The sequence below is a fragment of the Vibrio sonorensis genome (assembly GCF_001854765.1).
GTDB classification, from domain to species: domain Bacteria; phylum Pseudomonadota; class Gammaproteobacteria; order Enterobacterales; family Vibrionaceae; genus Vibrio; species Vibrio sonorensis.
The window spans coordinates 1-20829 of the sequence record NZ_LJJE01000069.1 but is presented as its reverse complement, the minus strand read 5'-3'; the positions used below and the strand labels follow the sequence as shown (position 1 = coordinate 20829).

Below are 20829 nucleotides of genomic sequence, written 5' to 3'. Positions count from 1 at the left end.
ATCATGTACACGGACTTTTTCAAAACTTTTACAGACCAAACTGAAAAATCACTAGAACCATACGTGAAATTCAACAAGTTGGTCACGAAGAACGTTGAAGTACTTACTGAGCTACAATTGAACGCTATTCGCACATACAGCGAGGTGGGCTTAAATCAAATTAAAGCGGCTAGCGAAATCAAAGATGTGACTTCTTTGACTGCGTTCAGCGGCAACCAGTTAACAGTTTTGACTAAGCTATCTCAGCAAATGATGGACGACAGCAACAAGCTGCAAAGCATCGCAAAAGAGTTTAAAGACGATGTTGAGAAACTGACTTCGGAAAACCTTAAAACAGTGACTCCTGCGTAACACTGTTAATTTGTATGCCGCCTGAAAGGGCGGCTTTTTTTCCGAATACAGGAGTAGCAAAATGTTTCAACACTTCTTTTCGGACTATCTTGTGAAGCTCCAGGAGACCAACCAACAGTGGTGGCAAGACCTTGAGTTAAGCAGGGCAGCCGTCAATACGCCCCTTAACAAGGCGATGCAAGAAGTCAACTTTGAAGACAGCGCAAAACTGTTTGAACAAGCTGCAAATCAACCTGCAGCAATTTTAAAAGTCCAAGCAGAATGGTGGCAACAGCAACTTCAAATTTGGCAAAACGTTGCACTCGCGGGCAATACTGAGTGTTTGGTGAACGCAGAAAAAGGCGACAAGCGTTTCTCTAATGAAGCGTGGAGACAGGAAATCGTCTTTAACTTTATCAAGCAGTCTTACCTTCTTTTCAGCAAATCTTACATGGACACGATCGATGCCATAGAGGGTTTAGATGAGAAGACTCGCGAACGAATCACTTTCTTTTCTCGACAAGCGATTAATGCGCTTTCTCCAAGCAACTTTATAGCGACTAACCCAGAGCTGCTTAAGCTTACGTTAGAGCAGAATGGTCAGAACCTTTTGGCGGGTTTAGAACAGCTTAAAGAAGACATGGAATCAAGTGCAGATATTCTTAAAGTGCGTATGACAAACAACAACGCATTCCGTGTAGGCGAAGATGTCGCAAACACGAAAGGCGATGTGGTCTTTAAGAATGAATTGTTTGAGCTTATTCAGTACAAACCGCTGACGAAAAAAGTGAATGGCACACCGTTACTGATCGTGCCTCCTTTTATCAATAAATACTACATCCTTGACCTAAGAGAGAAGAACTCTATGGTTAAGTGGCTATTAGAACAAGGTCACAGTGTATTTATGATGTCATGGCGCAACCCGGGTGAAGATCAGGCTCAAGTAGAGTTTGGTGATTATGTCACTGAGGGTGTAGCAAAAGCGGTGAGCGCGATTGAAGATATTACAGGCCAAGACCAAATCAATGCCGCTGGCTATTGTATTGGTGGTACTGTCCTCGCTTCAACCGTCGCTTACTATGCAGCTAAGCGTATGAAAAAGCGCATTAAGAGTGCGTCGTTCTTCACGACACTGTTAGACTTCTCTCAGCCGGGTGAAGTTGGTGCGTATATCAACGACACCATCATCGGTGCGATTGAGGCGCAAAACAGTGCTAAAGGCTATATGGACGGTCGCTCGTTGAGTGTTACCTTCAGTTTACTTCGTGAAAACAGCTTGTACTGGAACTACTACGTCGATAACTACTTAAAAGGCCACAGCCCTGTAGATTTTGACTTGTTGTATTGGAACAGTGATAGCACAAACGTTTCTGCGGCGACTCACAACTTCCTGTTGAGACAGCTTTACTTAGAGAACAAGCTTGTTCAAGACAAGGGAGTGAAAGTGGGTGGGGTTTGGATTGACTTGAATAAGATCAAAATCCCAAGTTACTTTATTTCTACTAAAGAAGACCATATTGCCTTGTGGCAAGGGACTTATCGCGGCGCACTGCAAGTGGGCGGAAATAAGACCTTTGTCCTTGGTGAATCTGGTCATATCGCGGGTATCGTCAACCACCCTGATAAGAAGAAATATGGTTTCTGGACCAGTGACACTCTCGATGAAACGGCAGATGAGTGGATCGCTAATGCAGAACATCAGGAAGGTTCTTGGTGGCACCATTGGCACAACTGGCTATTGGGCTTCAACCCCAAAGAGCAAGTGGAACCATTTAACCAAGGTAGTGAGCTCTTCCCAGTATTAGAGAAGGCACCGGTCAATACGTTAAACAGGTATTGCCGGTTGTTTCAGAAAAAGCGAAAGAAGAAGCAGAGACTGCTTAGCGCAAGAATGTGCAATAAACAAAAGACCGACTTGGATAAAGTCGGTCTTTTTTATTGCTATTAAAGACAAGTTTTGTTTAATTAATTGTTACAAATAGGAGCCATTCTCAAAATGAGCTCTGAGCAAGGAGGCCTAATGAAAACGATTGGTGTGATTGGCGGCATGAGCTGGGAATCAACGGCTAGCTACTATCAGCTTATAAATCAGGGCGTAAAATCGAGCTTGGGTGGGCTACACTCAGCCAAATTGATACTCAATAGCGTGGATTTTGCGAGATCGAGAAGTTGCAGAAACAGGGAGACTGGGATTCGTCTGCAACGATTCTAGCGAACTCAGCCCAGTCATTGGAAAAAGCGGGTGCGGACTTTATTTTGATTGCCACTAACACCATGCACAAGGTTGCGCCTCAAGTGGAGGAAGCGGTCAACATTCCTCTACTGCACATTGCCGATGCGACTGGACAAGTTTTAAAACGTGATGGTGTCACTAAAGTAGGTCTTCTGGGCACTGCTTTCACTATGGAGCAGAGCTTCTATAAATCTCGTATTTCAGATAACTTCGGGATTGAAGTTATTGTACCCAATGGCGTTCAACGCAAATTGGTGCACGATGTTATTTACAACGAGTTATGCCTTGGGGAAATCAAACCCACTTCCAAGGCTGATTACCTAGAAATCATTGATGACCTGATTGAGCAAGGGGCGCAGGCAGTGATCCTTGGGTGTACGGAAATTGGGCTTCTAGTTCAAAATCACGAACGCGTGACCCTGTATGATACGACCAAAATCCACGCTCAAGCCGCCGTTGAAAAATCTCTAGAATGATTCCAGTTTCGATAAAAGAAGTTTCCGCCGATCAAACATTGAGTATTCGTCAGAAGGTACTTTGGCCGGACAAAAAGGTCGACGAACTGAGACTCGAAGGAGATGATTTGGCTTTGCATTTGGGGGCTTTCTCAGAGCAAACTTTGGTTTGCGTGGCTTCGTTCTATTTCGATGGAAAAACAGCGCGCCTGCGAAAATTTGCGGCGCTCTCGGCGTTTCAAAATCAAGGGATTGGCTCGCAGGTTTTACAAGAAGGATTGAGGCGCCTAGCACAAAAACGAGTAGAGCTGCTGTGGTGTGATGCAAGAGAAGCTGCACTCCCGTTTTACCAACGCTTGGGTTTTACGCTTGATAGTGAGCGATTTTTTAAAAGCGAGGTGCCGTATTTTAAAATGAAAAAATCGTTAGATACCAATTGTGAGGATAAACCCATTGACTAGACATGTATGGGTACTATCCCTTTGCCAAGCATTACTGATGTCGGGAAACATCTTGTTGATTTCAATCGTGGGCTTAGTTGGGCAGCAACTCGCTCCCAACGCGAGCATGATTACTTTCCCGGTAGGTCTACAGTTTGTCGGACTCATGTTGGCCACGGTTCCTGCGTCCATGATTATGGCAAAAACAGGTAGAAAGGTCGGCTTCTCCATAGGCAACCTCGTAGGGATTTGTGGCGCTGCTTTAACCAGTCTGGGCGTCTATCAAAATAGCTTTATTGTGTTTTGTGCCGGCTGTTTACTGTTAGGTATTGGCATAGGCTTTGCGACCTTGTATCGCTTTGCCGCCATGGAAGTGTGTGAACCAGAAGCTAGGGAAAGAGCGCTCTCCATTTCAATGGCTGGTGGTGTACTTGCCGCGCTTCTCGGACCAAACTTAGCGCTGTGGTCGAAAGGCCTCATTGTCGGTCATGATTTTCTTGGGGCGTTTTTAGCGATCATTGCTCTTAATATTGTTTCGATGATTATTTTGCAGTCGGTGAAATTTAAAAGCATTCATTCAACGCTAGCAGACGAGAAGCCAGACCGGTTAAGTGACATTATCAAAGCGCCCAACTTCCTGTTAGCAGTGGTCGCTGCTACAGTCTCTTATGCTGTTATGAATATCCTTATGACAGCGACTCCATTGGCGATGATCGGGTGTGGTTTTGATTTCTCAAAAGCCGCAGGGGTGATCGAATGGCATGTATTGGGCATGTTTGTTCCAGCCTTTTTTACTGGTCGACTTATTGAAAAGTTTGGCAATACTAAGATGATTGTGGCAGGGGGCTTACTGTTTATTGTCTGTATTGCAATCAATATTCATGGTGTGAGTATTTGGCACTTTACCATGGCGCTTGTCCTACTGGGCGTTGGTTGGAACTTTATGTTTATCTCTGCCACCAGCCTTTTTAGCCAAACTTATCTCACTAAAAACCGAGCAAAGGCGCAGGCGTGTAACGAATTCATCGTATTTAGTAGTGTTGCATTAACGGCAATGTTATCGGGTTGGCTGGAAGCGACCATAGGTTGGCAAGCGCTTAACTTATATGTACTGCCATTTGTCATCGCCGTGATCTTGGGTATTATTTTCGCGTCGAAGCGCAATGTTGAACGGACGGCATAAAAGTAGAGTAAATGAAACTAATTGAATTTGAGAAAAAAGACATCCCTATTTTACAAAATTGGATCGATACAGAAGAACTTTGCTACCAGTGGGCTGGTCCCAATTTCAGTTTCCCTTTAAGCGAGCTGCAAATAGCTCGGCATATAGCGGACCCTGATAACAATGCTTTTCTTTTGTTAGATGGCGACCAAGTTCTTGGTTACGCCGAATTAAACAATAAAGGAGAGCAGACTTATCGAATCTGCCGAGTGTTTGTCTCACTGGATCACCGTGGTAAGGGTATTTCAAAACACTTGATTCAAGCAATTAAATCACTGGGGGAGAATGAATATCGCGCCAAAAAAATTACCCTAGCGGTATTTGAGCACAATAAACCCGCATTGGCTTGTTATTCCTCACTCGGTTTTAGGATTGTCAAAAGGGTTCAAAATTCGGTTCAAATTGGCGAGCAATACTGGCATAAACTGGAAATGCACCTAGACGTATGAAAGGGGCAAAAGCCCCTTTTTTTAATAGACTGGGACGCTTATGCTTTAGAGTGTAGATAAGTGCGATAGCCACCTATGATGTTACGTGCTTTGTAACCGCGATTAGTCAACTGACGCGTGGCGACATTGCCTCTTAACCCGACAGCACATAGTACTAATAGCTCTTTGTCCTTTGGCAGTTCTTCCATACGATCTCTTAACTCGTCGACTGGGATATTGACAGAACCACTTATTGTTCCCAAGTTCTCTATTTCACTTGGTGTTCTAACATCTAGGACCATTTGGTGATCGCCCACGGTTTCCAGCTCTTCAAAATGAACTGGCTGTATGTCGCCGTTTTCTATATTGCTAGCAACAAAAGCCGCTTGGTTGATGACATCTTTTGCACTGCCATAAGGTGGTGCATAAGTTAGCTCCAAATGTTGTAGTTGATCAATTGTCATACCAGCTCGTTGGGCAACCGCTAAGATATCAATTCTTTTATCAACGCCATCTTTACCGGTTGCCTGGGCACCGAGAATTTTTTTCGTTTCAGGACAGTAGATTAACTTCAAGGAAACGACTTCTGCACCGGGGTAGTAGCTCGCGTGACTGGCAGTGTGAACATAGACTTTCTTGTATGGAACCCCGGCTTTTTTTAGAGATTTCTCGTTCTTACCGGTGGAAGCTATTGCTAAGTCGAATATTTTACATATAGCCGTTCCTTGTGTTCCCTGATAGGCCTCCTTACGACCTAGCATGTTATCCGCAGCCATTCGCCCTTGTCGGTTTGCGGGGCCAGCTAGTGGAACCAGTGTTCGCTCGCCGTCAACGAAGTCCTTTTCTTCTACTGCGTCTCCTACCGCGTATATTGAAGGGTCGCTCGTTTGCATAAACTCGTTGGTATAAATGCCACCTAGTCGGCCAATCTCTAAGCCAGCCTCTTGTGCCAATTTGATTTCAGGACGAACCCCGATTGCCATGATCAGGATATCGGTATCCAACTGATTTCCGTCACTAAGAGAAAGTTTCAAATGTCCTTGTAGATGCTGATGTCCGTCAGATTGACCTGCATCTGGGCTTGCGATAGTTTGGTTGGGAACATATTCAATAGATGAGAGTGCCACATTTAAGCGCAAATCCACGCCTTTATTTCGAATCTCGTTATGAGCAAACCCTGCCATTTCGCGGTCGACCAGTGTCATTACTTGATCTGCCATCTCTACCAAGGTGGTTTTGACTCCAAGTTGGTGGAAAGCCTCCACCATTTCAAGACCAATAAAGCCCCCGCCAACGACGGTGGCGTGTTCAACTTTGTTAGTCTCTATCGTTTTGATTATGCGGTCCATATCAGGGATATTACGCAGGGAATGAGTGAGAGGGTTGTCCACGCCCGGAATGGCAGGAACAACCGGAGCTGCACCTGGGCTGAGTAAGAGATAGTCATAATCTAGGCAATATTGGCTACCATCTAATACGCTTTTTACGGTAATAGATTTGTTTTCGCGATCAATGGCTGTGACTTCGCTAAGTACGCGAACATCGACGTTAAAACGAGCGCGAAAGCTTTCAGGGGTTTGCAACAACAACTTGCTCCGCTCTTCAATGTCACCGCCAATGTGGTAGGGCAAGCCGCAGTTTGCAAAGGAGACAAATGGTCCACGATCAAACATGATTATTTCAGCGGACTCGCTCAATCGCCTTGCACGCGCTGCTGCGGATGCACCGCCAGCAACGCCACCAATTATTACTATCTTTGTCATTTTTGACTCCACAATTTTATTAGGAAAGGCCAAGTTTGGAGAGAATCGTTCTCGCGGGGCATATTCCGGTAAAAGCACTTTGAATTAGGTTAAAGCCGATGAAAACAGTAAACCAAATAAAGCCACTGTGAACAAATGCCGTCAGTCCGACTGAGACCAAAACCATAATACCTGCAAACACTCGAACTCCGTTTTCTAAAGTCATATCTATCTCCTGAATTATCAGTGTTGACCTGTTTACTATAACACGCACTTTAGCATTGTCTAATGTTAATGAGTCTAAATTTGAAATAACTAAATTAGACTTGACTAAAGTACATTGTTTAGCTGAAACTAATATATGAAAGTAAACCAGCGAGACGTTTTATGAGTGATATAGACGTAGATGTAATGCGCAGTAATGCGATAGAAGCGGCTGAAGTTTTAAAGATTATGGCGCACCCAGAGCGATTGATGGTGCTATGTAAATTGACTCAAGGGGAAGTAGGCGTTGCTGAGTTGGCTGACCAGTCTGATCTAAGTCAATCGGCTTTTTCACAACACCTTAGTGTGTTGCGTAAACACAATCTAATCAGTGCTAGAAAAGAGTCCCAGCAAGTTTTTTATACTTTGCAGGACAAGCGGGTTGAGGCTTTGATCTCAAGCCTTCAAACCGTATTTTGTTAATTGGTGATCGAGGTAAAAATGAATCAAATTGTGCCAATTCAAGCCCTAATAGGTGGAGCGCTTTTGGGGCTTTCAGCGCTAATCTTGTTGCTGTCAGTAGGGAAGATCGCAGGTATTAGTGGCATCGTTAATGGCGTTATCACACCTCAAAAGCAAGGAATCAAATGGCGAGTGGTGTTTCTTGTTTTTTTGGTGGTAGGAGGTTTATTGAGCTCAGTGTTGTGGAACGTTGAAAAGACAGACTACAGCGCCAGTTCTTTGCCGTTACTTGTACTGGCGGGATTGCTCGTTGGGTTTGGCACTAAACTTGGGAATGGATGCACATCGGGTCACGGAATATGTGGCATAGGTAGGTTGTCAAAGCGCTCAATTGTCGCGACGTTAATCTTTATGGTTTCGGCCGCCTTAACTGTCGCCGTTCGATATCACGGGTAACTAAAATGAATAGATCTCTTCTTTATGTTTCGTTAAGTGGCCTGTTGTTTGGCTTAGGGATGGGATTGTCGGGCATGACAGATCCTAATAAAGTTTTGGCATTTTTAGATGTACTTGGCCCTTGGGACCTAGTTTAGCCTTTGTTATGGGGGGCGCTTTACTGGTATTTGTTCCGGGGTATTGGTTAGTGATTACGCGCAGACAGGCCCCTCTGTACGAGCAAAGTTACGACATTCCAAGACATAAGCAATTAGATAAAAAGCTGGTAGTTGGAGCGGTGATGTTTGGCATCGGATGGGGATTAGCAGGTATTTGCCCGGGACCAGCAGTAGCTAGCGTGGGTTTTGGCAGCTATGAAATAGGGGTATTTATCGCCGCTATGTTAGCGGGTTCTCTACTGGCAAGCCGAACATTTAGCAGTAGTGATAATCAAACACCAATCTTGATCAATGAAAGCTAGCTTTTGCTGGGGGAATTATGGCAAAGAGTGAACAAGGAAGTGGATTTATAGCGAACGTGAAATCCAGCTATTTTCCCTCAATATTTCTCTTCTTATCCATCGTCATAGGTAGCGTCGCGCTTTGGTTGACGCCAAAAGAGGAAGACCCTCAAATCGTGGTACCTATGGCGGACGTGATTATTCACGCTCCGGGGCTTTCGGCTACACAAGTGGAGAATCAAGTTACGGAACCACTGGAAAAGCTGGTTAGTCAGATTGATGGTGTTGAGTATGTCTACTCCGCTTCAATGAGCGGTCAAGCGCAAGTTATTGTGAGATTCTTTGTCGGTGAAGATAGAGAGCGAGCCTTGGTAAGACTGTATAACAAACTATTTTCAAATCAAGACAAAATACCTCAAGCGGTTTCGCAGTGGATGATTAAACCAATCGAAATAGACGATGTACCGATTGTCGTTGCCGCACTTTACTCAGAAACACCCGATAAAATTGGTCTTTATGAACTCAGGCGTGTCGCTGAACAGGCGAGCTTGGGCTCAAGTCTATTGAGGATACAAATCAAGTTAAGGTGTTTGGTGGAGAGCCAAGAACTGTCAATATTGAACTAAACGCAACGGCGATGGCAGCTCATCAAGTTACTATAGATGATCTTGAATTTGCTTTTAATGTTAGTCACGACCTACGGCAAATTGGCGACATCCGAGAGCGGGGTATCAACTATCAATTTGAAAGCGGTAGTTGGTTAGAAAGTTCACAAGATGTAGAAAACCTTGTTATCTCAGTGAACAACGGAAATCCAGTTTACTTAAGAGATATTGCCAAGGTGAAAGATGGCGCTCGCTCTTTGTTAAAAGATACATGGTATCGGACGAGAGATGACTTGCTTGAGAAACCCGCAGTGTTCATTTCAATAGCAAAGCAGAAAGGAGCAAATGCGGTAACGGTTTCAAAACAGGTGAATAGACACCTTGCGAATTTGGCTGAAAACCAGTTACCTGAAGGCGTTAAGATAGCAATAATCAGGGACTATGGTCAGACCGCGTCTGACAAAGTTAACAACCTAGTAACTAGCTTGGGTATAGCGGTTGTAACGGTCGTTGTTTTTGTGGGCCTAACGTTGAACTGGCGTTCAGCAATGGTGGTGGCGATAGCGATACCTGTAAGTTACGGTGCGACCTTGGGTGTTGATTGGTTATTTGGTTACACTATTAATCGTGTAACACTATTTGCGTTAATTTTGTCCTTGGGACTTATTGTCGATGATCCGATTGCCAGTATTGATAACATTGAACGGTATCTTCGCAAATCAAACTACTCTGCCACTAACGCCATTGTATCGGCGATGAACGAGATACGCGGCGCATTGCTCATGTCTACTGTTGCGATAGTCATTGTGTTTACACCGATGTTTTTTATATCAGGTATGATGGGCCCATATATGGGACCTTTGGCTTTTAATGTACCGATTAGTGTTCTGTTTAGTACACTCGTTGCCTTTATGATCACACCTTGGTTGGCGGGTAAACTTCTCAAGCCACAGGCAAAGCAAAGGCCAAAGAGGATTCTTGGCTAATTCAAAATTATCAAAAACTGCTTTCTCTGTTATTAGATCGAAGACGTTTGTCTTGGGGATTTCTCGTTGTTGTAGCACTGCTATTTATCGTTGCAGCTGCCTTGCCTGCATTGCGTTTAGTTCCACTTAAGCTTTTACCTTACGACAATAAAAACGAGTTTCAAATCGTGGTCGACTTGCCTGAAACCAGCAGTTTCACCGACACTAATATTGTTCTTAAGTCGATATCCGACTATTTGGTAACGGAACCTGAAGTGGAAAGCGTTTCTGGTTTTGCTGGCTTAGCTTCCCCTATGGACTTTAATGGAATGATTCGCCACTACTTTTTGCGAGCAAAAGGCAATCAAGGAGAGGTTCGCGTTGTGCTTGCTGATAAGTTGGAACGCTTTACACAGTCCCATGAAATAGTGACTAGGCTTAGACCTCAAATTGAAAAGATAGCCCTAAGACACAATGCCAAAGTTAAATTAGTAGAGCTCCCTCCCGGCCCCCCAGTGATAGCGACGATTGTTGCAGAAGTCTACGGACAAGAAACAACGAGCTATGCAGACATTGAAGCAGCAGCGAATCAACTAGCTAATCGATTGAAATCTGAGCAACACGTGTCTGAGGTTGATGTAAGCTCAGATCAACATTTGGAAACATGGCGGTTTAAAGTCGACCAGCAAAAAGCGGCGCTATCAGGAATATCGGTATCTGATGTTAATAACGTTCTAGCAAGCGCGGTAGGTGGAAAAGTAGTCGCTTATTTAGCAGACGAGGAAGAGGTCAATCCCTTGCCCGTGATCCTAAAGCTACCTCGCTCTTTACGGGATAACCTAAGTAAACTTCTGGAGTTACAAGTAAGAGGGCGAAGCGGTGTGGTCAAAGAGACCACACCTCAAGGTTTGACCGATGCTCCGCAGCCTATGGTGTCACTTTCTGAGTTAGGTTATTTCGTAAAAGAAGCGGCAAATAAGCCCATATATCACAAAAATTTGCGCCCTGTTGTTTACGTTTACGCAGAACCCATTGGTAGAGTCCCCGGTGAAGTTGTGTCTGACCTTATTGCCGACCAAAACAGAGAGGTAGGTTCAGAGTTTGTTCCAGTGAAAAGTCGACACTATTTAAATAACGGGGCGGGGATAGGTTGTCTGTCGACGAAGACATAGATGTGGTTTGGAGTGGTGAGGGAGAATGGAAAATCACTATCGATGTCTTTATAGATCTTGGTCTAGCATACGGTGCGGCATTGTTAGGGGTTTTTCTTGTCATCTTGATTCAAACCGGTTTACCGGCCGTTTCTGGCATTATTATGTTAGCGATTCCATTAACGGTGATCGGAATAATGCCAGGTTTCTACTTATTGAATACTCTTGCTCAACCCATTGGAAACTACACCAATCCTGCGCTTTTCACCGCAACGGCCATGATAGGGATGATTGCACTGGCAGGTATTGTTGTACGGAACTCACTTGTTCTTATTGAATTCATTGAGCAGTCCAGAAATAAAGGCTTGGAACTGAAAGAGGCGTTACTTCAGGCAGGAAGCGTCAGAATGCGCCCCATACTACTGACTGCTGGTACGACATTATTAGGCAATTTGGTCATTACGCTAGACCCTATTTTTAACGGCTTGGCTTGGGCAATCATCTTTGGTATTGCCGCCTCGACGGTATTTACATTATTTGTCATACCGCTCGTCTATCACCTCGCATATTCAGACGAGCAACAGAACCGAGAAGGAGTTGAGCATGCTTAAACAAAAATGGCTACACGCATTGTTATCGTTTGGGTTTTTAGCTCTGGTGTTTGCCTACATGTCTGGTAGCTTTAATGAAAAGGTTGATGGAAGGGAAAGTAGGCTAGACGTTACAGATCAGCTTGCACAGGGGAAAGCGATGACCTTAGTGTCTGAACAAGAATTTACCTATCGCGACTTTCCCGCGTCAGTTGTTGCGGCGCAACAAGCTAACATTGCCAGTCGAATTACTGCAAAAATCTCGGATGTTTTGGTTAGTGTTGGCGATACGGTTCGGGCTGGTGATATTCTCGTTCGGCTAGAGAATCAAGACCTCGATGCGAACGTAGTACAACAAGAGCAAGCCCTTGTCGCAGCTCAAGCGCGTTTATTCACCTCTGAAAAGGAGTTTAAACGCCTCTCAGAGCTGAGGGGAAAGAAACTCGTTTCAGAGTCTGATTTCGATAGGGCGGAAAACCAACTCAAGATCGACTCGGCAAATTTGCAAAAGATCCGAGCCCAGTTGCGTCAGGTAAAAGCGACCTTTGGTTTTAGTATATTGACCGCGCCGTTTGATGGCGTCATAACTGAAAAGCGCGCCTATAAGGGTGAAACCTCGACACCTGGGATGCCAATTCTTGCAATGTACAATCCTGAAAGTCTTCAAGTAAAAGCAGATATTGCCGAATCTAGTATGCCTTACATCGAGATAAACACGCCCATTAAGGTTAACTTGCCAAGAAGTGAAAGCCACTTTATAGGCAACGTAGTAGAAATCACTCCAGCGGCCGACGACGGATCACGAAGTTTTATTGTTAAGGTTGATTACGACCACAATGTTCAGGTCTACCCAGGAACATATGCCAGTGTCTCGGTTAGAGAAAGGGAAGTGAATGTACTTAGGGTACCGGAAAACGCTCTGATTAAAGTAGGACAACTGGATTATGTTTATGTCATAGAGAACGGCAGTGTTCATCGCCGGCTTATCGAGTTGGGAGAACAGGGACGTGTTAGAAGCGGTATAACTGACGGGGAAACCATTCTTCTTTATCCTAGGGAAGTGAAATTTCAATATTGAGAGGGCAGTGGTCGCTAAGTTTGTGCGTCAAAACGTCGTGGCTTGTAAACACCGTCTGCACTGGCTTGTTAGTCTCTATCGATGGAGACACAATGATGTGATCAATTAAAGAACGAAATTGGTGGGTCTTATTTGGGTTCTTACGAGACCTCACTTTACACTCTGCTTTTGTGTGGTAAGTGGCTAGTTTGGAGCGAGATCCTTTGACTAAAATTTCCCATAACCAATCTTTGGGGTAGCTGAGATTGTGATTGAAGTCGCCAAGCACCATGTAGTTTTGATTCTGTTTGTCCATTTTTCGTATCCAATCGTTAAGCTCTTCTCCTTGTTTTTTTAAGATGTGACAGTTGTTACTGCTTTTAAAGCGTCCACTGCACCCCGCTTTGAGATGTACAGAGAGCAAGTGAAGTGTTTGGTTAGATTCGGTCTCTACTACAAGATAGCTAGCAAAACGCAGTTTGCTTGATGGACGAGAATCTAGGATGAGGTCTTTTCGGTTGCTAACAGTGAACGCTTTGTTGACTGCGAAGCCAGTGTATTGGTTTATACCGTTGAACTGGTTAGAGCGAAAGGATTGATCGGCTCGATCTGACAATATGATCGCATAATCACTTCCCACCACCTTTTGTATTGCTTTTATATCGTTGATTTCTTGAAATGCCAAAATATCAGGTTGAGTTGTAGAGAAGTACTCAGCGAGTTTTTGGTAGTCATTTTCCGTCCTTTTAGCTTGAATTGGGGTTGAACCGGATTGGCTAGCCAGCCACTCGATGTTCCAACTCATTAATTTTACAGAGTTTTGTGCAAATACCGCACTGCTGTGGATAAAAGTAGTGAAAACAATTATTAAACAAAGATTTTTCAATTTAGTCATCAATATATAGCCCAAAACACTGAGTCCTTTATTTTACAAGGGATGAAGAAATTGCAACCCCAAAAACGCTCATTTTTAAGATTTTCATTCATTTCTTTTGATGTGAGATCAAGAGCCACAAGATCGATTTGATCTTCATCCTGCCTCCAACTTTATTGATCTAAATCAATGCTTGAAAATAGTTAAGGACTATAAATACGGGCACAATATATAGTGTCAGTCGGATAAAAAATAACCCCATATAGTGTGTTTGTGGATAACTCTGTGAGTATACTAAGGGTAAGGAGAAATCGTGAAACCCATCGTAATTAAGCGCGACGGTTCGAGAGCGCCTTTCAGTAGGGATCGTATTCAATCAGCAGTAGAAGCAGCTTCAACGCATATCGATAAAGAGACCGCCATTTACGCGCTTAATGTCGCCCTTGCAGTACAGTTGAAACTCGATGAACAGGACGAAGTCCATATTCACGAAATCCAAACCCTAGTAGAAAATGAATTAATGCAAGGGCCATACAAAGCACTTGCTCGTTCTTATATCGAATATCGACACGATAGAGATATCGCTCGTGAAAAACAGAGTGCACTCACTCGAGAGATCGAGGGTTTGATTGAAGAGAGCAACCTCGACCTAATCAATGAAAACGCAAACAAAGACGGTAAGGTTATTCCAACCCAGCGAGATCTGTTAGCAGGGATTGTAGCGAAGCACTACGCCAAGACACATATCCTGCCAAGAGATGTCGTTCAAGCACATGAAGATGGTGATATCCATTACCACGATCTTGATTACGCGCCATTTTTCCCAATGTTTAACTGTATGCTAATCGATCTACAAGGCATGCTTACACACGGTTTTAAAATGGGCAACGCCGAAATCGACACACCAAAATCGATTTCAACGGCAACGGCGGTTACTGCGCAAATCATCGCTCAAGTGGCAAGCCATATCTACGGCGGTACGACCATTAACCGCATCGATGAAGTGCTAGAGCCTTATGTAATGACAAGTTACGACAAGCACCTAGAAACGGCTCAAGAGTGGGATATTCACGATCCACAGGCGTATGCGCGAAGCTGTACGGAAAAAGAGTGTTTCGACGCATTTCAGTCTCTGGAATACGAAGTGAATACCTTACACACTGCTAACGGCCAAACGCCATTCGTGACCTTTGGTTTTGGACTTGGTACAAGTTGGGGTTCACGTCTGATTCAACAATCTATTTTGCGAAACCGCATTGCTGGCTTAGGCAAGAATAGAAAAACTGCAGTGTTCCCGAAATTGGTTTTTGCTATTAAAGACGGCTTAAACCACAAGCCTGGTGATGCTAATTACGATATCAAAGAGTTGGCACTAGAGTGTGCGAGTAAGCGCATGTACCCAGATATTCTTAACTACGAAAAAGTAGTAGAAGTGACTGGCTCATTTAAAACGCCAATGGGTTGTCGTAGTTTCCTTAACACTTATGAGGAAAATGGCGAACTTATTCACGAAGGCAGAAACAACTTAGGGGTGGTTAGCCTCAACTTGCCACGTATAGCGCTTAAGGCACAAGGAGATGAAAGCCGTTTCTGGCAGATTTTGGACGAGCGTTTAGCCATTGCGCGCAAAGCGCTGGAAACTCGTATTAGCCGCTTGGAAAATGTGCGCGCACGCGTTGCCCCAATCTTGTATATGGAAGGGGCGTGCGGTGTCAGACTTAAAGCAGACGATGCAATTTCTGAAATCTTTAAAAATGGACGTGCATCAATTTCACTTGGATATATTGGCCTGCATGAGACTATCAACGCACTGTATGGCGACTCAACACACGTTTACGACAGTACAGAGTTGCGCGAAAAAGCTGTTGAAGTGGTTAAATACCTGAAAGCTCGCGTAAACGAGTGGGCGGACGAAACGGGCTATGGATTTAGCTTGTACGGTACGCCTAGTGAGAACCTATGTAACCGTTTCTGCCGAATTGATACCAAAGAGTTTGGGGTTATTGATGGTGTAACCAACAAGGGTTACTACACCAATAGTTTCCACTTGGACGTAGAGAAGAAGGTTAACCCATACGATAAAATCGATTTTGAGCTCCCTTACCCAGAAGTCTCTAGTGGCGGATTTATCTGTTACGGTGAGTTCCCGAATATGCAGAAAAACGTGGAAGCATTAGAAAACGTTTGGGACTACGCTTATAGCCGCGTTCCTTACTACGGAACCAACACCCCAATCGATGAGTGTTATGAATGTGGATTTAACGGTGAGTTTGACTGTACGAGTAAAGGTTTCACTTGCCCGAGTTGTGGCAACCATGACTCCACTAAAGTTTCGGTTACACGGCGAGTATGTGGCTATCTAGGTAGCCCAGATGCAAGGCCATTTAACTTCGGAAAACAAGAAGAAGTTAAGCGAAGAGTAAAACATTTATAACTTTACAAGGCCGCAAACTATGCGGCCTCTTTTAACACTATGAATTACAACCAATACTACCCAGTTGATGTTGTCAACGGACCGGGAACCAGATGCACACTGTTTGTTGCTGGTTGCATCCATCAGTGCCGAGGCTGCTACAACCAAGCGACGCAAAGGTTAGATTCCGGCGATCTTTTTACGCAAGAAGCCGAAGACAGAATTATCGCTGATCTGAACGATACGCGTATTAAAAGACGTGGACTTTCTCTTTCGGGAGGTGACCCGCTTCACCCGGCAAACGTGCCCCACGTATTAAATTTGGTCAAACGCGTACGAGAGGAGTGCCCGGGTAAAGACATTTGGGTGTGGACAGGGTACAAACTGGATGAACTAGACGAAGCGCAACTTGAAGTCATTCAGTTTATCGATACATTGATCGATGGAAAATTTGTCCAATGTGAAGCGGACCCTTCTTTGAAATGGCGCGGCAGTGCAAACCAAATTATTCACACGTTTGATCACTTCTGATTGCTATTTAATCAGTTAACAAATATTTAAAATTTCCATTCGGTTTTCAGACGCGAGCATGTTAACTTGTTAGCTGTTTTCGAATCTTGAATTTCAAAGGGTTGTGACTTTCATGTTCTCACACTTACCAACTCCAGCATTAGATCCCATTCTTTCTCTAACGGTTGCATATCGCCAAGATCCTCGTCAGGAAAAGGTAGATTTAGGCATAGGAGTTTATAAAAACAGTGCTGGTGAAACACCAGTAATGCAAGCGATAAAAGAAGCACAAGACGTTGTTATCGCCAACCAGACGACCAAATCTTACGTTGGGCTTGCTGGCTGTGAAGAGTTCAATCAGAGTATGGTTGACTTGCTGCTAAAAGGAACGTCAGCAATGGATCGCGTTGCGGCTATTCAAACACCGGGAGCGAGTGGTGCACTGCGCATGTTGGGCGATTTAATGAAAGTTGCTCAACCAAATACCCGTGTTTGGATTTCTAATCCCAGCTATGTTAACCATAAACCAGTCATGGAAGCTGCGGGGTTAGAGGTAAAGTTCTATCGTTATTTCAGCGCAGATACCAAGCAGGTGAATGTTGAACAGATGATGGAAGATTTGAGCCATGCTGGTAAAGACGACGTGGTATTACTTCACGGTTGTTGCCATAACCCAACTGGTGCAGACATCGATTTTTCAGCGTGGAAAGCCATAACGGAACTCGCTACTAAACAAGGTTTTACTCCATTTGTCGATATCGCATATCAAGGGTTTGGCGATGGCTTAGAGGAAGACGCTTTGGGCCTACAACACATGGCCAACAACGTTGAAGAAATGCTTATCACCACATCTTGTTCAAAGAATTTTGGCCTGTATCGAGAACGCACTGGTGCGGCGATTGTTGTCGGTAAGTCTCAGAAAGACGTTGGCAATGCGAAAGGCAAGCTTATGACGCTGGCGAGATCGACCTATACAATGCCACCAGATCACGGTGCAGCATTAGTGAAAACGATTCTGCAAAACGAGACGTTGACCAAGACATGGCGCGCTGAATTATCCGAGATGCAACAAAGACTTGTGAGTTTAAGAGCCTCTTTGTGCCAAGAACTGAGAAATATTCACGGCAGTTCTCAATTTGATTTCATCGAACATCACAAAGGTATGTTCACTATGTTAGGCTATTCACCAGAGCAAATGGCGCGCTTGCGTGAAGAGTTTGGTATTTATGGGGTTGGAGATGGCCGCATAAATATTGCTGGGTTGACGGAAAAAGATATCTCGTATGTCGCGGATGCTATAGTTAAAGTCAACTAAAAATGATTCTAAAAGGCCGTTGCGTGATAACGGCCTTTTTTATCGCTTTTGAAACTACAATTTGTGAGTAGTTTTCGTCTCATAGTTATTCTTGTGATTTGAAAATCTAGTGGTGTAATTGTTAGAGGACCCAATGAAAAATACATGGAAAACACTGCTGCCCATCCTTCTTAGTAGTACACTAATCGCTTGCGCACAGACAGGGCAGGACGCAAGCGAGAACACAGATTCGAAAGCAGAGCAAACAACACCAGAAGTTACACCAGATACGAAACCAGAAGTCGTTCCTGAGCCAAAACCTGAACCAGAGGTGAAGCCTGAAGTAAAACCCAAACCGCCAGCAATCCAGAAGAAGACCAGTGATGGAAAGCTTATTTTAGGTGAACAGGAGTGGGTTTATATCCCCGGCTTAGAGCAGAGTTTTAAGGCGCGTATTGATACCGGAGCTACTACGTCGTCAATCAGTGCCACTGAAATCATCGCCTTTGAAAGAGATGGCAAAGACTGGGTGAAGTTTAAGCTTGAACACGCAGGGAAAAAGAGTAAAGAGATAGCGCTGCCCGTTCAGCGTTGGGCAAAAATCAAACAGTCCTCAAGTGACAAAGCAAACAAGCGAGCTGTTGTGGTCGGCTGGATTCAAATTGGCGATCTAAAAGAAAAGACAGAGTTTACCTTGGCGGACAGGACACATCTTGAGTTCCCAATCCTTCTTGGCCGAAGTTTTTTTAAGGACGTTGCAGTTATTGACGTGAGTAAAAAATACGTTCAAGAGAAGATTAAATAGAAAAAAACCGCCGAAAGGCGGTTTTTCTTTACTGAATTTCAAGCAATTCGACTTCGAATATCAGTGTTGCTGAGGGCGGAATCGGTCCGGTACCACTTTTGCCATAGGCCAGCGAACTAGGAATATAGAAACGGAACTTATCGCCTTCAACCATGTGTTGAACTCCTTCCGTCCAGCCTTTGATTACTTGATTCAGACCAAAGGCAATTGGCTCACCGCGCTCTACAGAACTATCAAATACGTTGCCGTTAATCAAAGTGCCGTGGTAGTGAACTTTTACTTTACTGGTTGCCGTTGGGTGCTCGGTGCCGTTGCCTTTGCTCAGTACTTCGTATTGAAGGCCAGACTCAGTGGTAATCACCCCTTCCTTTTTGCCATTTTCAAGTAAGAAGCTTGGCCAAGAGCGAGGTTTTCTTCACCTGCTTTGTTATTACTCCAAGTCCGGTAAACGAAAAATGCAGCCAGAACTATTATGACGATAGGAAAAATTATTTTAGTCATTGAAACTTACCATTGGTTATTGTTGAGCGTTTAAATAGTTAATTGTTTCTGCCATAGCTTCGACACTGGAATGTCCAGAAGTAAGGATCATATACTTGCCTCCCACGATAAAGGTAGGCACTGAGTTTATTTGTCCTTTAACGGAAATTTCCGAAGCTTTAGCCACCAAAGCGAAAAGCGCTGTCTGTTGCTCTTTGTCTAATTGATAGGGGCTAGCGATGTCGTACTTTTTATAGACGTTCTCAATTGCCACCTGTTTCTCTTCAAGAGTTGAGCCGTCGTTCAATTGGACCGCTGCAAACAGTTCCTCCATAAAGTCATGTGGAGGTGTTCCACCCAATTGCATTTCCGCGGTGTAATACATCATTGCTGCGACGCGCGCACTTTCATTGAAGGTAACGTGCACCTTACCAATAGGCTCTGAGGTTAAAGTTTCAAGCTGAGGGATAACGGATTCCATGCTTCTGCAGTGACCACAGGTCAGTGAAAAAACTTCGGTAACCGGCGCCAGATTGTATTCGGAAAGATCAACGGGCAAGGTTTGATATTGCTCTCCGAGTTTTGGTGTATTGTCGGAACCACATCCAGTGGTGAACAGAAGGGTTAACAAAACAAAAACGAAAGAGAACGCTTTAATTTTCATAGAGAAAGTGCCTCGATTTGGCGTCAAAACTAAGAGATAAATTTTAGCCTGACTTTAACTAAAGGAGTAGCAGTATCCACAAAAAATAGGTGTAAAAGTTATCTAAGAGTTAAGTCTAGCCAGCCTTGTAGAGGTTTTGTGATATAGATCTATATTTTATTTAAGGAGCTAAAGTATTCGCCGCACGGCCGATAAAGAACATGTAGCGAGAATACAAAGATGACGGTGAAAAAATGAAACACTTGGCCTTATGTTTAACACTTATTCTAACAGGATGCGGTACACTTCCTACTGAATCACTTCTGTTTGGCGATAATATGTTAGATGTTGCTCCTAAAGGGGATTTAGATGTTCGAAATCCTAAATGGGGCGAAGCGACTATCGCATCAAATTCCGGTGTTAAAGGGCCATTTGGACAGAGCCGAACTCATAGCTACGACTCACTACAAAAATTTCTAACTTCTAACGGTGTTGACTACGAGTTATTACCCGGCAACCACGTAATGGTTAAGCTGAAAGATACCATCAAATTTAATACCGGTTCTGCTCGTGTATCCTCGGAATCTCAATATTGGCTCGATATGATGGGGAGGTATCTTTCCACCGAACCGGGTATAGATATTGTGATTGACGGTCATGCGGACAGCACTGGAGCGCCAAGCTTTAATGATACGCTGTCGGAAAAGCGCGCAAAGGCAGTTAAACAAAATTTGGTTCGCAATAATGTCGCAATGCACTCTATCTTCACGCGTGGCTACGGTGAATACGTGCCAGCATGTACCAATAGAACTAAGCAAGGTAAAGCTTGTAACCGTCGTGTAGAAGTTCTGTTTATCGTTTCTAATAATTAAGAATTACAACGAGCGTATGACGAATACGCCTAACCGCTAAGGTGTTTCCGGCCGACTTTATGTCGGCTTTTTTTTGCGTAAAACTTAACGGGTAGCGAGTACAAAAAAGCCTCGCTATTGCGAGGCTTTTGTCTATTTACCGTGAAATTAGTCCAGTAA

The 20829-nt window shown here is 44.1% G+C and carries 20 protein-coding genes and 4 pseudogenes; 19 read left to right on the top strand and 5 right to left on the bottom strand.

Going from position 1 to position 20829, the window contains the following annotated elements:
• Positions 1–3: 3 nt before the first annotated feature.
• The 6 genes and pseudogenes from BLO31_RS12255 (at position 4) to BLO31_RS12230 (ending at position 5129) form a co-directional block, all read left to right on the top strand.
• Positions 4–351 (top strand): phasin family protein, encoded by a 348-nt coding sequence (locus BLO31_RS12255; RefSeq protein WP_070966790.1) that lies wholly within the window; start codon positions 4–6, stop codon positions 349–351.
• A gap of 61 nt (positions 352–412) precedes the next feature.
• Positions 413–2214 (top strand): annotated as a pseudogene (phaC, locus tag BLO31_RS12250) (class I poly(R)-hydroxyalkanoic acid synthase).
• Between the two features lie 136 nt (positions 2215–2350).
• Positions 2351–3039 (top strand): annotated as a pseudogene (locus BLO31_RS12245) (aspartate/glutamate racemase family protein).
• The gene (locus tag BLO31_RS12240) at positions 3036–3479 is read left to right on the top strand and encodes a GNAT family N-acetyltransferase (protein WP_070966787.1); all 444 of its coding nucleotides are present in this window, start codon (positions 3036–3038) and stop codon (positions 3477–3479) included. Before BLO31_RS12245 ends, BLO31_RS12240 begins: the two are co-directional and overlap by 4 nt.
• Positions 3472–4641 carry an MFS transporter gene (locus tag BLO31_RS12235; protein WP_070966783.1) on the top strand — a complete coding sequence of 390 codons (1170 nt, stop codon included), beginning with the start codon at positions 3472–3474 and terminating at the stop codon, positions 4639–4641. Before BLO31_RS12240 ends, BLO31_RS12235 begins: the two co-directional genes overlap by 8 nt.
• A gap of 11 nt (positions 4642–4652) precedes the next feature.
• Complete coding sequence (locus BLO31_RS12230) at positions 4653–5129, top strand: GNAT family N-acetyltransferase (RefSeq protein ID WP_070966780.1); 477 nt, start codon at positions 4653–4655, stop codon at positions 5127–5129.
• A 38-nt stretch (positions 5130–5167) separates the two neighbouring features.
• On the opposite strand, the gene BLO31_RS12225 is transcribed toward BLO31_RS12230, so the two are convergent.
• Both BLO31_RS12225 and BLO31_RS12220 read right to left on the bottom strand, forming a co-directional pair.
• On the bottom strand, positions 5168–6871 hold the full coding sequence (locus BLO31_RS12225) for an FAD-dependent oxidoreductase (RefSeq protein ID WP_070966776.1): 1704 nt from the start codon (positions 6869–6871) through the stop codon (positions 5168–5170).
• A 19-nt stretch (positions 6872–6890) separates the two neighbouring features.
• Positions 6891–7076, bottom strand: a complete 186-nt coding sequence (locus BLO31_RS12220) for a YgaP family membrane protein (RefSeq protein ID WP_070966773.1) — start codon at positions 7074–7076, stop codon at positions 6891–6893.
• A 161-nt stretch (positions 7077–7237) separates the two neighbouring features.
• Between BLO31_RS12220 and BLO31_RS12215 the strand changes: the two genes are divergently transcribed.
• The 8 genes and pseudogenes from BLO31_RS12215 (at position 7238) to BLO31_RS12195 (ending at position 12800) form a co-directional block, all read left to right on the top strand.
• A complete protein-coding gene (locus BLO31_RS12215) occupies positions 7238–7537 on the top strand; it encodes an ArsR/SmtB family transcription factor (protein ID WP_070966769.1) in 300 nt (99 codons plus the stop codon).
• An 18-nt stretch (positions 7538–7555) separates the two neighbouring features.
• Entirely contained in the window at positions 7556–7972 is a 417-nt protein-coding gene (locus BLO31_RS12210) for a YeeE/YedE family protein (protein ID WP_070966765.1), read from the top strand.
• Positions 7973–7977: 5 nt separating this feature from the next.
• Positions 7978–8432 (top strand): annotated as a pseudogene (locus BLO31_RS12205) (DUF6691 family protein).
• A gap of 17 nt (positions 8433–8449) precedes the next feature.
• Positions 8450–9037 carry an efflux RND transporter permease subunit gene (locus BLO31_RS25195; RefSeq protein ID WP_425425294.1) on the top strand — a complete coding sequence of 196 codons (588 nt, stop codon included), beginning with the start codon at positions 8450–8452 and terminating at the stop codon, positions 9035–9037.
• Entirely contained in the window at positions 8998–10002 is a 1005-nt protein-coding gene (locus BLO31_RS25190) for an efflux RND transporter permease subunit (RefSeq protein WP_425425293.1), read from the top strand. The genes BLO31_RS25195 and BLO31_RS25190 overlap by 40 nt, the downstream gene beginning before the upstream one ends.
• 47 nt (positions 10003–10049) lie before the next feature.
• On the top strand, positions 10050–11153 hold the full coding sequence (locus BLO31_RS25185; RefSeq protein WP_425425292.1) for an efflux RND transporter permease subunit: 1104 nt from the start codon (positions 10050–10052) through the stop codon (positions 11151–11153).
• Positions 11132–11743, top strand: a complete 612-nt coding sequence (locus tag BLO31_RS25180) for an efflux RND transporter permease subunit (protein ID WP_425425291.1) — start codon at positions 11132–11134, stop codon at positions 11741–11743. Before BLO31_RS25185 ends, BLO31_RS25180 begins: the two co-directional genes overlap by 22 nt.
• Positions 11736–12800 carry an efflux RND transporter periplasmic adaptor subunit gene (locus BLO31_RS12195; RefSeq protein WP_070966762.1) on the top strand — a complete coding sequence of 355 codons (1065 nt, stop codon included), beginning with the start codon at positions 11736–11738 and terminating at the stop codon, positions 12798–12800. The genes BLO31_RS25180 and BLO31_RS12195 overlap by 8 nt, the downstream gene beginning before the upstream one ends.
• On the opposite strand, the gene BLO31_RS12190 is transcribed toward BLO31_RS12195, so the two are convergent.
• On the bottom strand, positions 12775–13674 hold the full coding sequence (locus tag BLO31_RS12190) for an endonuclease/exonuclease/phosphatase family protein (RefSeq protein ID WP_070966759.1): 900 nt from the start codon (positions 13672–13674) through the stop codon (positions 12775–12777). The genes BLO31_RS12195 and BLO31_RS12190 overlap by 26 nt on opposite strands.
• A 292-nt stretch (positions 13675–13966) precedes the next feature.
• Between BLO31_RS12190 and nrdD the strand changes: the two genes are divergently transcribed.
• The 4 genes from nrdD (at position 13967) to BLO31_RS12170 (ending at position 18675) form a co-directional block, all read left to right on the top strand.
• The gene (gene nrdD / locus BLO31_RS12185) at positions 13967–16087 is read left to right on the top strand and encodes an anaerobic ribonucleoside-triphosphate reductase (protein ID WP_070966755.1); all 2121 of its coding nucleotides are present in this window, start codon (positions 13967–13969) and stop codon (positions 16085–16087) included.
• A 39-nt stretch (positions 16088–16126) separates the two neighbouring features.
• Positions 16127–16597 carry an anaerobic ribonucleoside-triphosphate reductase-activating protein gene (gene nrdG, locus BLO31_RS12180; RefSeq protein ID WP_070966750.1) on the top strand — a complete coding sequence of 157 codons (471 nt, stop codon included), beginning with the start codon at positions 16127–16129 and terminating at the stop codon, positions 16595–16597.
• A 112-nt stretch (positions 16598–16709) separates the two neighbouring features.
• Positions 16710–17891, top strand: a complete 1182-nt coding sequence (locus BLO31_RS12175) for an amino acid aminotransferase (RefSeq protein ID WP_070966744.1) — start codon at positions 16710–16712, stop codon at positions 17889–17891.
• A gap of 133 nt (positions 17892–18024) precedes the next feature.
• Positions 18025–18675 (top strand): putative ATP-dependent zinc protease, encoded by a 651-nt coding sequence (locus BLO31_RS12170; RefSeq protein ID WP_070966739.1) that lies wholly within the window; start codon positions 18025–18027, stop codon positions 18673–18675.
• Positions 18676–18703: 28 nt separating this feature from the next.
• Here BLO31_RS12170 and bamJ read toward each other — a convergent pair.
• Both bamJ and BLO31_RS12160 read right to left on the bottom strand, forming a co-directional pair.
• A pseudogene (bamJ, locus tag BLO31_RS12165) lies at positions 18704–19176 on the bottom strand (BamJ family beta-barrel-assembly machinery protein).
• 16 nt (positions 19177–19192) lie between these two features.
• Positions 19193–19819, bottom strand: a complete 627-nt coding sequence (locus tag BLO31_RS12160) for a thioredoxin domain-containing protein (protein WP_070966736.1) — start codon at positions 19817–19819, stop codon at positions 19193–19195.
• 233 nt (positions 19820–20052) lie between these two features.
• Here BLO31_RS12160 and BLO31_RS12155 point away from each other — a divergent pair, with 233 nt between their 5' ends.
• Positions 20053–20670, top strand: coding sequence for an OmpA family protein (locus BLO31_RS12155; RefSeq protein ID WP_070966733.1), 618 nt, complete (start codon positions 20053–20055; stop codon positions 20668–20670).
• Positions 20671–20829 lie beyond the last annotated feature (159 nt).

Coding starts and splice junctions, on each gene's coding strand:
- BLO31_RS12255 (WP_070966790.1), top strand. CDS start 4: ATGTACACGGACTTTTTCAAAACTTTTACAGACCAAACTGAAAAATCA.
- BLO31_RS12240 (WP_070966787.1), top strand. CDS start 3,036: ATGATTCCAGTTTCGATAAAAGAAGTTTCCGCCGATCAAACATTGAGT.
- BLO31_RS12230 (WP_070966780.1), top strand. CDS start 4,653: ATGAAACTAATTGAATTTGAGAAAAAAGACATCCCTATTTTACAAAAT.
- BLO31_RS12225 (WP_070966776.1), bottom strand. CDS start 6,871: ATGACAAAGATAGTAATAATTGGTGGCGTTGCTGGCGGTGCATCCGCA.
- BLO31_RS12220 (WP_070966773.1), bottom strand. CDS start 7,076: ATGACTTTAGAAAACGGAGTTCGAGTGTTTGCAGGTATTATGGTTTTG.
- BLO31_RS12215 (WP_070966769.1), top strand. CDS start 7,238: ATGAGTGATATAGACGTAGATGTAATGCGCAGTAATGCGATAGAAGCG.
- BLO31_RS12210 (WP_070966765.1), top strand. CDS start 7,556: ATGAATCAAATTGTGCCAATTCAAGCCCTAATAGGTGGAGCGCTTTTG.
- BLO31_RS25195 (WP_425425294.1), top strand. CDS start 8,450: ATGGCAAAGAGTGAACAAGGAAGTGGATTTATAGCGAACGTGAAATCC.
- BLO31_RS12195 (WP_070966762.1), top strand. CDS start 11,736: ATGCTTAAACAAAAATGGCTACACGCATTGTTATCGTTTGGGTTTTTA.
- BLO31_RS12190 (WP_070966759.1), bottom strand. CDS start 13,674: ATGACTAAATTGAAAAATCTTTGTTTAATAATTGTTTTCACTACTTTT.
- nrdG (WP_070966750.1), top strand. CDS start 16,127: ATGAATTACAACCAATACTACCCAGTTGATGTTGTCAACGGACCGGGA.
- BLO31_RS12175 (WP_070966744.1), top strand. CDS start 16,710: ATGTTCTCACACTTACCAACTCCAGCATTAGATCCCATTCTTTCTCTA.
- BLO31_RS12170 (WP_070966739.1), top strand. CDS start 18,025: ATGAAAAATACATGGAAAACACTGCTGCCCATCCTTCTTAGTAGTACA.
- BLO31_RS12160 (WP_070966736.1), bottom strand. CDS start 19,819: ATGAAAATTAAAGCGTTCTCTTTCGTTTTTGTTTTGTTAACCCTTCTG.
- BLO31_RS12155 (WP_070966733.1), top strand. CDS start 20,053: ATGAAACACTTGGCCTTATGTTTAACACTTATTCTAACAGGATGCGGT.